The organism is Funiculus sociatus GB2-C1 (genome assembly GCF_039962115.1).
GTDB lineage: Bacteria > Cyanobacteriota > Cyanobacteriia > Cyanobacteriales > FACHB-T130 > Funiculus > Funiculus sociatus.
On the sequence record NZ_JAMPKJ010000050.1, the window covers coordinates 1 to 12391 of the forward strand.

Annotated in this window: 9 protein-coding genes and 1 pseudogene; 3 read left to right on the forward strand and 7 right to left on the reverse strand. The window is 46.5% G+C overall.

Annotated elements, in window-relative coordinates; translation table 11 throughout:
- Nucleotides 1-113 precede the first annotated feature (113 nt).
- Nucleotides 114-669: pseudogene (locus NDI42_RS20305) on the forward strand (IS982 family transposase); the annotation flags it as partial.
- Nucleotides 670-764: 95 nt separating this feature from the next.
- On the opposite strand, the gene glgX reads toward NDI42_RS20305, so the two are convergent.
- The 5 genes from glgX to NDI42_RS20330 all read right to left on the reverse strand — a co-directional run bounded on the left by glgX (nt 765) and on the right by NDI42_RS20330 (nt 7311).
- Nucleotides 765-2891 (reverse strand): glycogen debranching protein GlgX, encoded by a 2127-nt coding sequence (gene glgX, locus NDI42_RS20310; RefSeq protein WP_190459937.1) that lies wholly within the window; start codon nt 2889-2891, stop codon nt 765-767.
- Nucleotides 2892-3656: 765 nt separating this feature from the next.
- On the reverse strand, nt 3657-4079 hold the full coding sequence (locus tag NDI42_RS20315) for a hypothetical protein (protein ID WP_190459939.1): 423 nt from the start codon (nt 4077-4079) through the stop codon (nt 3657-3659).
- Nucleotides 4080-4214: 135 nt separating this feature from the next.
- Nucleotides 4215-6206, reverse strand: coding sequence for an FHA domain-containing protein (locus tag NDI42_RS20320; protein ID WP_190459941.1), 1992 nt, complete (start codon nt 6204-6206; stop codon nt 4215-4217).
- Nucleotides 6207-6222: 16 nt separating this feature from the next.
- Nucleotides 6223-6777: an FHA domain-containing protein gene (locus NDI42_RS20325; RefSeq protein ID WP_190459942.1), complete on the reverse strand. Its 555-nt coding sequence runs from the start codon at nt 6775-6777 to the stop codon at nt 6223-6225.
- 390 nt (nt 6778-7167) lie between these two features.
- Complete coding sequence (locus tag NDI42_RS20330; RefSeq protein ID WP_190459944.1) at nt 7168-7311, reverse strand: hypothetical protein; 144 nt, start codon at nt 7309-7311, stop codon at nt 7168-7170.
- A gap of 497 nt (nt 7312-7808) precedes the next feature.
- Between NDI42_RS20330 and NDI42_RS20335 the strand changes: the two genes are divergently transcribed.
- Both NDI42_RS20335 and NDI42_RS20340 read left to right on the forward strand, forming a co-directional pair.
- Entirely contained in the window at nt 7809-8624 is an 816-nt protein-coding gene (locus tag NDI42_RS20335) for an alpha/beta fold hydrolase (RefSeq protein WP_190459995.1), read from the forward strand.
- Nucleotides 8614-10416, forward strand: a complete 1803-nt coding sequence (locus NDI42_RS20340) for a PAS domain-containing sensor histidine kinase (RefSeq protein WP_190459946.1) — start codon at nt 8614-8616, stop codon at nt 10414-10416. The genes NDI42_RS20335 and NDI42_RS20340 overlap by 11 nt, the downstream gene beginning before the upstream one ends.
- 261 nt (nt 10417-10677) lie before the next feature.
- On the opposite strand, the gene nfi is transcribed toward NDI42_RS20340, so the two are convergent.
- Nucleotides 10678-11340, reverse strand: coding sequence for a deoxyribonuclease V (nfi, locus tag NDI42_RS20345; RefSeq protein ID WP_190459948.1), 663 nt, complete (start codon nt 11338-11340; stop codon nt 10678-10680).
- Nucleotides 11337-12329, reverse strand: a complete 993-nt coding sequence (locus NDI42_RS20350; RefSeq protein ID WP_190459949.1) for a glycosyltransferase family 2 protein — start codon at nt 12327-12329, stop codon at nt 11337-11339. The genes nfi and NDI42_RS20350 overlap by 4 nt, the downstream gene beginning before the upstream one ends.
- Nucleotides 12330-12391 lie beyond the last annotated feature (62 nt).

The following is a 12391-nucleotide window of genomic DNA, read 5'->3' on the forward strand; positions in this document are numbered from 1 at the left end:
AACGCTCTTTTTCTTCCGGGGTCATAGCGGTTCCTCTTGCTTACCTTTTGAGACTTCAGTTGACTACCTATTATCTTTTCTTAATGGAATTTTTACAAAACCGGGATGCTCCCGGTATCAGCTTTATTGATTCCACAAGTCTCAAGGTCTGCCACAATCGGCGGATCTCTCAACATCGTGTCTTTAAAGATATAGCTGCACGGGGAAAGACCTCTGTTGACTGGTTCTTTGGTTTCAAGTTACATCTTGTTGTCAATGAACAGGGCGAATTGCTCAATCTTCAAATCACTCCTGGTAATGTTGATGACCGTAAGCCTGTCCCCGATTTACTTGAGTCCCTATTCGGGAAAGTTTTTGCTCTCCAGAGGATATGTCTCTCAACAGTTAGCTACCCAGTTGTTTACACAATTGGGGATTGAGTTTTTTGCCAAACCTCGACGGAACATGAAAAATCATTTGATGCGCCTGACTGATAAGCTTCTTGCGCGCAAACGTTCGATTATCGAAACTATTATTGACCAGCTCAAGAATATTTCTCAGATTGAGCATTCTCGACATCGCAGCCCCGTTAATTTTATGGTCAATATCTTGTGTGGTTTAATTGCTTACTGTCATCAACCCAAGAAACCATCACTCCGTTTAGAGTGGGCTTTGGTTCAATCAGCTTAACCCGAACTGAGGTTAATTAATACTTCCTGCTTTATCAACCCTAGAGGAAGGCTTCGCCTTTTCTTAGGCGAAGCCTTTTTTATTTGTCTTGAGTTCTATGGCAGACAGCGTAACACTACCAGCGATCGCGCCGTGACTGGCACAGCTTTATCACCCGTGTAAATAGCTCCGTCTTCTACGAACCCAGCCTCCTTAGTATCAATCTCAACCATCCACCCTCGCTCTTGCAAATCAATTGGTAAAGTAAACTCAATCATTTCCCAGTGAGCATTAAAGAACAACAGAAAGCTCTCATCAATAATGCGTTGACCTTGGGAACCAACTCTGGGAATTTCCTCCCCATTCAAGAAAACCCCAATTGCCTTGGAAAAACCAATCTGCCACTGTTCCTCAGTCATCTCGGTACCATCAGGATTGAACCAGGCAAGATCGCTTATCGTCCTACCGTGGATCGGTCTTCCTTGAAACCACTTGCGTCGCTGAAATACCGGATGTTTGCGGCGGAAGTAGATTAGCTGGCGAGTAAAATTTAACAGCTCAGCTTTTTCATTTTGCAAATTCCAATCCAACCAGGAAATTTCATTGTCTTGGCAGTAGGCATTATTATTACCCTTTTGGGTTCGCTGCATTTCGTCCCCGGAAACTAGCATCGGTACGCCTTGGGAAAGCATTAACGTCACCAGGAAGTTTCGCTTTTGTCGTTCCCGCAATGCCAAAATTTCGGGGTCATTGGTTTCCCCTTCTACCCCGCAATTCCACGAACGGTTATGGCTATCGCCATCGCAGTTGTTTTCTCCATTCGCCTCGTTGTGCTTCTCGTTGTAACTGACCAGATCGTAGAGAGTGAAACCATCGTGGGCAGTTATAAAGTTGATACTGGCATAAGGACTGCGCCCGTTGGTCTGGTAGAGATCAGAGCTACCCGTGAAGCGGTAGGCAAATTCCCCTAAGCTACCTTCCTCGCCGCGCCAGAAATCTCGCATGACATCGCGATATCTGCCATTCCACTCTGACCACAACAGGGGAAAGTTCCCGACTTGGTAGCCACCATCTCCCACATCCCAAGGTTCGGCAATCAGCTTCACGTCGGCGATTACAGGGTCTTGGTGGACAATGGTAAAGAATGCTGCCAGATTATTCACATCATAAAGTTCTCGCGCCAGTGCCGAGGCCAGGTCGAAGCGGAATCCATCGACGTGCATCTCCAAGACCCAATAGCGCAGGCTATCCATGATTAACTTCAGGATTTGCGGATGGCGCACGTTCAAGGAATTTCCGCAACCCGTGAAATCCATGTAATAGCGGGGATCGTCCTCTACCAGACGATAGTAAGCGGCATTATCTACCCCCCGCATCGACAATGTAGGGCCCAGGTGATTGCCTTCGCCCGTGTGGTTGTAGACCACATCCAGAATGACCTCAATTCCCGCCTTGTGTAGTGCCTTTACCATTGCCTTGAACTCGCGTACCTGACCACCCGGAGTTTTATCGGCACTATAGCCAGAGTAGGGGGCAAAGTAATTGAGGGAATCGTAGCCCCAGAAATTCTTCAGTCCCTTGTCAGCGAGATGTCCAGGAAAGCCTAAGAAGTGATGCACGGGCATCACTTCTACTGATGTAATTCCGAGGGTCTGGAGATGAGCGATCGCGGCCGGATGCGCCAGTCCCGCGTAAGTACCCCGCAGTTCTTCCGGGATATTCGGTTGCAGCTGGGTAAATCCTTTGACGTGGGTTTCATAGATGATCGTCTCGTGGAATGGGATTCGCAGCAGTTGATCCCCTTCCCAATCAAAGGACTCATCAATAACAACCGATTTTGGCATCAGATGGGCGCTATCAGTTTCGCTGAAGCTGAGGTCTTCTTCTGGGTCATCCCAAGAGTAGCCAAAGAGTTCTGGCCCATTGACGACATCGCCATCAATCGCTTTTGCATACGGGTCGATCAGGAGTTTGTTGGGGTTGAAGCGATGACCTTGAGATGGATCGTAAGAGCCATATACACGGTATCCATAGCGTTGTCCCGGTGCTATCCCCGGCACATAGCCGTGCCAAACCCAGTTGTCTACTTCCGTCAGGGTGAGGCGTTTCTCCTTACCGTCTTTGTCGAACAGACAAAGTTCTACACCGGTTGCGTTTTCACTGAACAAAGCGAAATTTGTACCTTTGCCATCCCAGTAGGAACCTAAAGGATAAACGTTACCAGGCCAGAGTTCTAGGTGCATATATGGAAAAATTCACGAAAAATTGATAGTTAGCTAAAATCAACTCTTTACAGCGTCAGTTCACTCCAAGCAAACGCATCTAATCTCTCAAGTCTTGCTAAACAAATGACTTAAGAATTGGAACAATTGCGTTATTCCACGCTGTATGTTATTGATTAAATTGATGTTGAAAATTTAGATGTGTTTGCCTTATTAATCGAGTTAAAAGTATTTTTGCATATCCCTGATGGCAAGTTTTTATATTTGGGTATCAAGTTTATCATAAATTATTTGCTCAGGAGTTCCTATTGAAACAATGCCCTGTATTAATAAACCGCAAGCAGCATGGACAAATGCCCATTATTGTGCGTAAACCAAAGAAAGTTTTAGACACCATGATCAGTGATTACCCACGTGTTGTTTAAAATAATTTAACTGTTACTGTTTTCTGCGGCTTCTATCCGAGAATGGAACTAAGGTTAAGCTTAAAGGTGATTTTAAATACAAAATATCTTCATATTAGTTATGGCTGATACCTAGTAGCATTCAAATAGGTCGCTTCAGTTCGCTTTACTCACAATGACATAGCACGTATAAATGCAACTTTGTATGAGTAGTATTTTCGGTTAAGTCTGAGCGCGATCGCAAACATCAATAGCAAAAATTCAGAATTCATAAAAAACGAGGAAGCCAGCAAAAACGTTTCAAGGGTTAATTGTTTTAGCTGCCTATTGTTTGAACCAATACTTTCCTAAATCTGAAATAGACAACTAGCAACGGGATAATCTACAGCCATTGTCCGCCCCGAAAACGCCAGCGGGGAAATATAATTCGCATAATTGTTTGCGATGCTATATAGACAGCCAGCCAAACGACGCTGTAGTGGAGTGCGAACCATTGTAGAGGTAAATCTCGTCTTACACCTGGTAAGCCAAATATTTTTACTAATAGCACTATAAATATTGCTTCCCAGATACCAGCAAGTAATTGCAAGACTCCGGGCCAATCTCTATCCCAGCGAAATTTCTGGATATAGTCATAAAGAACATCCCAAGCCAGTCCAAAGATAGCAACATCTAGCAATACCCAGAAATAAACTGGATTCGCTAGGCCAATGATGCCCAAATAAAAGGGTAAAGTTACTAAAACGCCTACTGTTGCAAGTAGTAATAACCGGGTTTGCCAGCGGCCAAACAGCGTTGGAGTCATAGGATTTTAGATTTTGAATTTTGAATTTTGGATTGCTCCGACGGATGATAGAAACTTGCAAATTGTTACTTTTTAGCAAAATTACTGAACGTGTATTTCCGCATAATCGCCTAACCATCGACACAGCAATTGATACTAGGGGGATTGATTTGCTGCCCATTTCAGCCATTGTCCAAGGGAACTAAAAAGGTTTAATCGGTGCATTCCAGGCGATCGCGCGGCTGCGAGGCTATCAACTGTACAAAGTGCGGCATACTGCAAGCCAAGGAAGCTATCAACAGCAGCGTAGGGGCCACCTAGTGTCATGGCACCAGCAGCATACATTCGCCCGCGTGAGGAGCGCATATCAACAATTTCAAAGTCGTTGGCGACGGCTATGCGCCCGTTTTCGTGCAAGGGGAGGTTGTAATGGCTAACAAGGTCGTTAAGCAGGGGACTTGCTTTGACTTTGGCATCAAGTCCGGTGGCATCAATGATAAAGTCAGCTTCCAGCCGAATTTGCCCTTTTAAGCCTTTTTCTTGAATGTAGGTGATGGTGTGTCCTGTTGCTGACGATTGCGGGTCGCGTTCGACTTTTTCAACTGCACCAAAGGCGATTTGATACCAGCCTTGGCGGATGCCTTCTTCTACGATGCGCTTCCAGTCTCCACGGTCTGCGGTGGTGGTGCCTCCCCAGTCTGCCAGTAAGCGCGATCGCGCTTGGGGATCGGCTTTTTCGAGCATTACCCGCAATTCGCCGCCCCAGCAGGCTTTGGGCCAGTTAAAGGGTTGAAATTCGTAGTGATTTTCGACGGTACGCTGAGAGGTGCCAAATTTGTTGCCTTGGGGTTTGGGCGATCGCATCAAGTGTAACAGCGCAATATTCTGATTTTTCTTTCTAGCTTCATAAATTCGCTGTACAATCCGCGAAGCGACAATTCCCCGTCCCCGAATCATCACCGTCCCGCCATATTGCTCTAAATGTTCGTAGACGTGGTTATGTTCCTCGTAGGCATTCACCACTGATTTAAAATCGCCTGTTTTTTCGCGGTATTCTTGCAAATCAGGGAGAAACTGAATTGCTGGATAGCCAGTTGCTAGTTGTACGTTGCGGGCGATTAAAAAAGCATGGTCGCGGCGGTTGGCGCTGGTGCGAGAATAAGCGATCGCATACCTTCCATCCTCTGTTTTCCGAATCGACCGCACGCTTCCGTAGCGAAATATTTGCTCCCAACCAATCCGTTTGGCTTCTCTATCTATTGAGTCAAATACATTACCAGCGCGGGGGGTGTAAGTTTGGGCAAAGGTTGGTTCAGCAAACACTTGCCATAAATACCCTAATGCTGTACCAATACTTCCCTTAAACAAGTCGCGCCAAGCTTCCCGTAAAGCATAGCTAGGCCAACCCCAAATATTATCTGGACAAGAATCTGAGTTTGAGCGCAACCGTTCGTGCAAGGGAATTTGCGAATTCATGCAAAGCCGCTTGTAACGGGCGTAGGGCTGCGCCTCCATCCCCAAAGCCGCAATGCGATCGCTTTTTACCCCAGAAATTCTCAATAAATCCACCCAGACAAAGCTGCCCAACCCCGCCCCAACTGCCGCATAGTCCACTTCATCCACCGACAACCCGGTAGCATGGAGGTCTTGCACTACAACTTGGTCTGCCCCAAACACAGGCGGGGGAAAGCTACTACCAACCGCCACCACTGGTTGAGGTGCAGGCTGACTAATGTTGGGGTCGGGTAAATCGGTATCTGGATTAAATAAAATCTGGGAATTGCCAGAAGGGGACGGCGCTTGTGTACTGGCAGCGAAGGTGACAATAATTTGGTAGGGGCCCATTTGCAGCGTGTCGCCGTTCGCCAAAATGCTCCGCGTCTGACGTTGCCCATTAACAAAGGTGCCGTTGCTGCTGTTTTGGTCAATTACTACCACGCCGTCTGCATCCTGTTCAATTAGGACGTGGAAGCGCGAAACTTCAAGACTATTAAGAACCATCCGGGAGACGCGACGCCCGTTAATTTCACCTGGCATCTGATTAAATTCTCGTCCTAGCGCAATTGGGACGGAGAGTATTGGTTCGCGTCGTTCTCCCGTTGCTGGGTCGTCCCAGCTAAGCCGAAGGCGCAGGGATGCGGGATTCATTCTTTATGACCTAATATTAGTTGCCGTTGGGAGTTACTAATACACTGAGTGCTGCTGCTAAGGAAGTGCCACACCAGGGACATCCCAAATTTAGCTGCTTATACGGAGAAACTTTATTACAAGCAAAACATTGCAGTCCGTAGGTTACAGATGGGTTAGGGCGGGTAGTACCCGGAGCTACTGCTTTTGCTGCTGGGGAGGACAGTGGCATTATTATAGTCGCGGGAACAGCGATCGCGCCCAGACAAACAGCAGTGACTTTTAGTTCCATCTGCCCTAAGTAAAAAATGCTACCCTGACTCAGAGCTACTTCGCCTTGAGCAATGCTGCATCCATCCACTAGAGGGGGATTACTTTCTCGCAGGGAACGCAAGTAGAAGCTTTGCTGCTGCGCTTGAAAAAAAATTTCGACGTGCAGTCCCGATACTGTGGGATCTGTCAGTACGATATCGCATCGAGCTGGGTCACGACCGATGCGGATTGTTCCAGGGTTTTTACTGATTTGGTGGTCGTTAATTGTCAGGCTTTTTACCTGCGTTGCTTCGTACCACTCTAAAGTTAGTTCGTTCATCGCTCTAGCCTTATATATTGTCTACTTCTATAAAGTGCTTCAAGTTAGCCTGTTCTGATTTCTAACATGAGCTAGAAGAGAAATCCGAAATTGTGTATGAAGTTTAAAGAAGGAGAGATTGGGGACTGGGGATTGGGAAGACCTATATATTAAATTCGGTTAATTTGTAACCCCAGAACCCCACGCTGCTCTTCGTTGAGGCAGGGTGGTTTTATACAATGAGAGAAAATATCGAAAATTGCAACATTTTGTAGGGGCATGGCAATGCCATGCCCCTACCGCCAACCAAAATCAACGTTACAGAATTTTCTTTTAATCAATGAAACCACCCTGCTTTTCAAGGGAGATGCAAGGGGTATCTTGTACGGCTTGCTACAGCCAGTTGGACTTTTAAAACATTGGGTGATAATCCAGCAGCTCTAGCTTTGCCTCTGGTGTAAATCGTTGCCGAGGCATGGGCACTGTGCCGTCATAAGTTGGTTGCTCCAGCACGGGATCGTCATCAACAAACCTCGTTCCCTTTTGTACCGACATTTCAGGAGGTTCAACAGAGGATTGAAAGTCCAGATAACGGTGAAACTAGGCTTCGGAGCGCCGAAGTCTAGTTTTAGCATCTTCGCCCTCTTGTGTCAGCCTCGGAAAATCACGCTCGGAGCAAAACTCTGAAACCTCCCCAACGTAAAGATTCGATAGGTGCGAGACTCAAGTCCAATATTCTAGAGTGACCAAGACACGCTCCTCAATACCTAACGCGGGGCTTGGCTCCTAGTTTAGGAACTTCTCTCCCGTAGGATTTGAGCGCGTTGACCATTTCATTTATTTAAATGTGGTTTGCTGCACTCCAAAAAAAGGCACTTGAAGCGTTCGCCAAACAGAGTCTGCGCTATCGTTTAATTCATCAGGATATTTGATGCAATAACTATGTCCTGATTTTTCTCGTTTTTGCAGTTTTAGCAACCTATCTAAGGAAACTAATTTGCAAGAGACCTTATGGCTCCTACTCTATATTCAGCGTCTTTGGATAAGTTATGATGGTTTCAAATATTATTTCTCGAAATAACGTCACCATATTTGGACGAGGCAAACAGCCAATGCTGTTTGCTCATGGATTTGGCTGTGACCAGAATATGTGGCGTTTTTTAACGCCAGACTTTGAGAATGATTACAAAATTGTCTTATTCGATTATGTCGGGTCTGGAAAATCAGACCTGAATGCTTATAGCGTTGAGCGGTACAGCGAACTCAATGGGTATGTTAAAGATGTCCTTGACATTTGTGAGACCTTAGATTTGACGAATGTCATTTTCGTTGGACATTCGGTTAGTAGCATGATTGGCATTTTGGCATCCATTCAAGCTCCCCATCGCTTCGAGCGCCTGATTCTTATCGCTCCCTCCCCTTGCTATATCAATGACTTACCCAATTATCTGGGAGGGTTTGAGCGCGCGGACATTGAAGAGCTGCTGGATATTATGGAGAAAAATTACATTGGGTGGGCAAGTTTTTTTGCTCCGGTCATTATGAGGAATGAGGAGCGCCCTGAGCTTATAAATGAGCTTGAGACTAGCTTTTGCTCGACCGATCCAGTAATTGCTCGTCGCTTTGGTGAAGTTACTTTCTTTTCCGATAACCGCGGCGACTTGCCGAAAGTGACCGTTCCATCCCTGCTCTTGCAATGCTCAGAGGATGCGATCGCTCCTATCGAGGTAGGGCATTATCTACACCACCATTTGCCTGAAAGCACGCTACAAATCATCAAGGCTACCGGGCATTGCCCGCACATGAGCCATCCCGAGGAAAGTATTCATTTCATCAAAGAATATTTGACAGCTGCCCATGCAACCTGAGTGCTTTAAATCAGGAGACATTTATCACCTGGATGAACTACTAAACACTGCACCTTGCGGCTTTCTCACGTTTACAGACGATGGCAAAATTGTCGTTGTAAATGCTACGCTGCTGCAATTACTTGGGTATGAACTAGATGAACTGCGGGGGCAACGTATTGACTCGATTTTGCCGCTAGCTAGTCGCATCTTCTATCAAACCCATTTCTTTCCCTTGCTCAAGCTACATGGCAAGGTGGAAGAGATATACATCTCACTCAGGCCTAAACACGGGAATACTCTACCCGTACTGGTGAATGCAGCGCGCCAGGAACGTTCAGGAGTTGTCATTAATGACTGTATCTTTGTACTCGTGCGCCAGCGATTTCGGTATGAAGATGAAATTCTTCAGGCAAAGAAGGATGCACAAGCCGCCATTTTAGCCCAGAACCAAGCTAACGCTGCATTGCAGCAAGCTCAGATAGCATTAGAGTCCAAGCAGGCAGAATTATTGGAACTGAATGCGAAGCTCGAAGACCAAGTTCAGCAGCGAACAGCCCAACTACAACAAGCGCTTAATTTTGAATCCTTACTACACCGGATTGCAGACAAAGTTCGTGACAGTCTCGATGAGCAACAGATCCTGCAAGCGGCAGTGCAAGAGTTAGGGGTTGAGTTGGCCATCGAATATTGTGATGTGGAAATTTATAATGCAGACCAGACGCAAGTGGTAGTCGCCTATGAATACAACCAAAGCCTGACTTTGGCGAGAGGGAAAGTTCTGGAAATTACTTCTGCCATTCCTGTGCTTGTCCCCGCTCTGATGCAGGGAGAAGTTTTGCAATTGTGTTCAATTATCTCCGATAAGTTGCTTCATAATCCCCTACAGTTAGCAATTCTTGCCTGCCCTATTTATGATGACCGGGGAGTTTTAGGCATTCTCTGGTTGTTCAGGCAAAAGGAAGAAATTTTTAGCAATTTAGAAATTCGGTTGGTACAACAAGTTGCCACTCATTGCGCGGTTGCTCTGCGCCAATCTCGTCTTTATCAGGCTGCTCAACTTCAAGTCCAAGAACTAAAACGTCTAAATCAACTCAAGAGCGACTTCCTAAGTACAATTTCCCACGAACTTCGGACACCGATGTCTAGCATGAAGATGGCACTTCAGATGTTAGAAATTTATCTGCTTCCTTTAGGAGTATTCGAGCAAGAAACCAACCCTATCAGTCAGTACTTTGAAATCCTACAAACCGAAAGCCAGCAAGAGCTGGACTTGATCGATACTCTCTTGGAGCTGGCTCAGACTGATGCCAGTACAGCTCCTTTAAGTCTGTCTCCAATTCATCTTCATTTTTGGCTCCCTCATGTCGTGGAACCTTTTATTCAGCGTACCTCTCATCAAGAGCAATACCTGGAAATTTCGGTTAAAGAAGACTTGCCACCCTTGATGGCGGATCTTAATTATCTGGGACGAGTGCTTACAGAGTTGCTCCAAAATGCGTGCAAGTATACTCCAGCTGGAGAAAAAATTAGCGTTTCAGCCCGTTTAACAGTAGATCGTAATTGTAGCAATATCCCCCTTTTGCGAATTGAAGTGAGCAATTCGGGGGTCGAAATTCCTCAAACAGAACACGAGCGCATTTTCGATAAGTTCTATCGCATCCCTAATAATGACCCCTGGAAACATGGTGGCACGGGTTTAGGTCTGGCACTGGTAAAAAAGCTAGTTGAGCATATGAGCGGCTCGATCTGGGTTGAGAGCAGCCATAACCTGACTCAATTTATCCTTGAATTTCCGCTTGCTCTTGAGTAGGGCTTTAAAAACGCTAAGGATTTAGAGAAGCATTAGTGCGCTCAGTTCGAGGAGATTAATTAGAGGTGCTTCGCCCTCAGTCCTAGGGGATTAGACTCAGAGCGATCGCACCTATCCAAACGGTTGCCCCCACCGCTCTCAATTTTCCTTGTTGAAAGGCGATCGCCACTTCAACATCCTCTTAAATCAGTCCCATTGCACCTTACCGAACTTCAGCAGAAGGCTTCCCAATCCCCAGTCCCCAGCCCCAACCCCCAATCCCTACCTATTCGATGCCAATTTATCAGCCCAGCGGGTTGTCTCTGGCAAACGATATTTCGGCGTACAACGCATTACATAATCTATTGCCGTTGTCAAGCTTACTCGATGTCCGCTAGAGACATAAACTGGTTTAACGCCTTTGCGAGTCCGCAAGACTGCGCCGATTGTTTCACTGCGATGCACTAAAGGTTGCCAATTGCCTCGCTCTAAAGGCAATTCCTCATGCTTCCCAATCAGCAAGGATTTCGCTACGCCAATAGTGGGAACGTCTATCAGCACTCCCAAATGGCAGGCAATCCCAAAGCGACGGGGATGGGCAATGCCTTGACCATCACATAATATCAAGTCAGGCGCGATCGCGAGTTTCTCTAGCGCATCCAGTACGGCGGGGATTTCTCGAAACGAGAGGAATCCGGGAACATAGGGAAACGTAGTGGGACGCTTTGCGATCGCTTGCTCTTTTAGCTCCAAGTCTGGAAAACTGAGAACGGCAACAGCTGCGCGTGAGATGCTATAAGAATCCTCAAAGCCCATATCGACACCAGCCACATACTGTACCGATTCCAACTGATCTGAGGTGATTACTTCTTTTCTAAGCTCTTGTTGGATAGGCAGCGCTTCTTCAACTGTAAGAGGCCATGCGTGACGTTGGTGGATTTTCATTGATCAACTTCCACATCCTGATTTTTTTCCAGCCACTCAATTACTCGTGCTTCTTCTGACAGTTTCGCTTGATTTTGCCCAACTGCCCTAGCTCGGACATTAATCAAGCCAATCGGGGTACTCAACAAATCTACAAGCGTGGCTTTGCCAGTGACGCACATCGCCCCTTTCATCGGCAATTCCTTCACTAACCACCGTCCCAGCCGCACTGCATATTGCGTGGGAGTTGGTTCGTGCATCAATTTGACACCATGCAATTCGTGCAAGTAGCGATTTGAGCGACCATAGCGCCGCCATTGGCTTTGGAGTTCCGGCACTGTCGAGCGGTGGCGATGCCGGACAATAGCTGTAGGGGCAAAATGTAGCTGCCAGTCGCTTTCCCTCTGGATGCGCCAACAGATATCAGCGTCGCCGCCAGTTGTCAGGTGAGGGCGAAATAAACCCACCTGTTGGAAAGCTTTTTTGCGAATTGCTAGGTTTGCAGTTTGACCGTATGGGCAGAACGTATTAGCTAAAGTATGTTTCTGGGACAAAACATCTTCTCGCTGGGCGTGTTGTTCCAGCAGACTTTTACCCGGCAAAGCCATAATTTCGCCTACGACAATACCAATATTGGGATTCTCGAAAGGCTGGATTAAGCCTGCTAACCAATCTGGTTCCGGACGACAATCGGCATCGGTGAAGGCAAAAATGTCAGTTGTTGCTGCCCGAATTCCAGCATTTCGCGCCGCATAAGAGCTTTGGATTTTGTTTTCTGTGATTGGGCGAATTGTCCAGCCAGAGGATGCGGCTGACTCGGCGGCTGACTGGAGAAGGCTGAGGGTGCGATCACTACTATTATTGTCTACCAGCAAATACTCTACATTCTCGGCTGGATAAGTTTGCGACAAGAGGCAGCTGATTAAACCTGACAAGTCCCTTTCACCATTGTAGATTGGGACTATTACTGAAACTTTGGGCAGAAAAGGCTGTGTCATGGGGCGGTTCATGCCGTTTCTTATATATTTAGGCGGCGAAATTTACCAACCAAAAGAAATACTGATTTAAGTTG

What these genes read in the sequence shown, in the direction of transcription:
- glgX (WP_190459937.1), bottom strand. Translation starts at nt 2,891, where the DNA reads ATGCACCTAGAACTCTGGCCTGGTAACGTTTATCCTTTAGGTTCCTAC.
- NDI42_RS20315 (WP_190459939.1), bottom strand. Translation starts at nt 4,079, where the DNA reads ATGACTCCAACGCTGTTTGGCCGCTGGCAAACCCGGTTATTACTACTT.
- NDI42_RS20320 (WP_190459941.1), bottom strand. Translation starts at nt 6,206, where the DNA reads ATGAATCCCGCATCCCTGCGCCTTCGGCTTAGCTGGGACGACCCAGCA.
- NDI42_RS20325 (WP_190459942.1), bottom strand. Translation starts at nt 6,777, where the DNA reads ATGAACGAACTAACTTTAGAGTGGTACGAAGCAACGCAGGTAAAAAGC.
- NDI42_RS20330 (WP_190459944.1), bottom strand. Translation starts at nt 7,311, where the DNA reads ATGTCGGTACAAAAGGGAACGAGGTTTGTTGATGACGATCCCGTGCTG.
- NDI42_RS20335 (WP_190459995.1), top strand. Translation starts at nt 7,809, where the DNA reads ATGGTTTCAAATATTATTTCTCGAAATAACGTCACCATATTTGGACGA.
- NDI42_RS20340 (WP_190459946.1), top strand. Translation starts at nt 8,614, where the DNA reads ATGCAACCTGAGTGCTTTAAATCAGGAGACATTTATCACCTGGATGAA.
- nfi (WP_190459948.1), bottom strand. Translation starts at nt 11,340, where the DNA reads ATGAAAATCCACCAACGTCACGCATGGCCTCTTACAGTTGAAGAAGCG.
- NDI42_RS20350 (WP_190459949.1), bottom strand. Translation starts at nt 12,329, where the DNA reads ATGAACCGCCCCATGACACAGCCTTTTCTGCCCAAAGTTTCAGTAATA.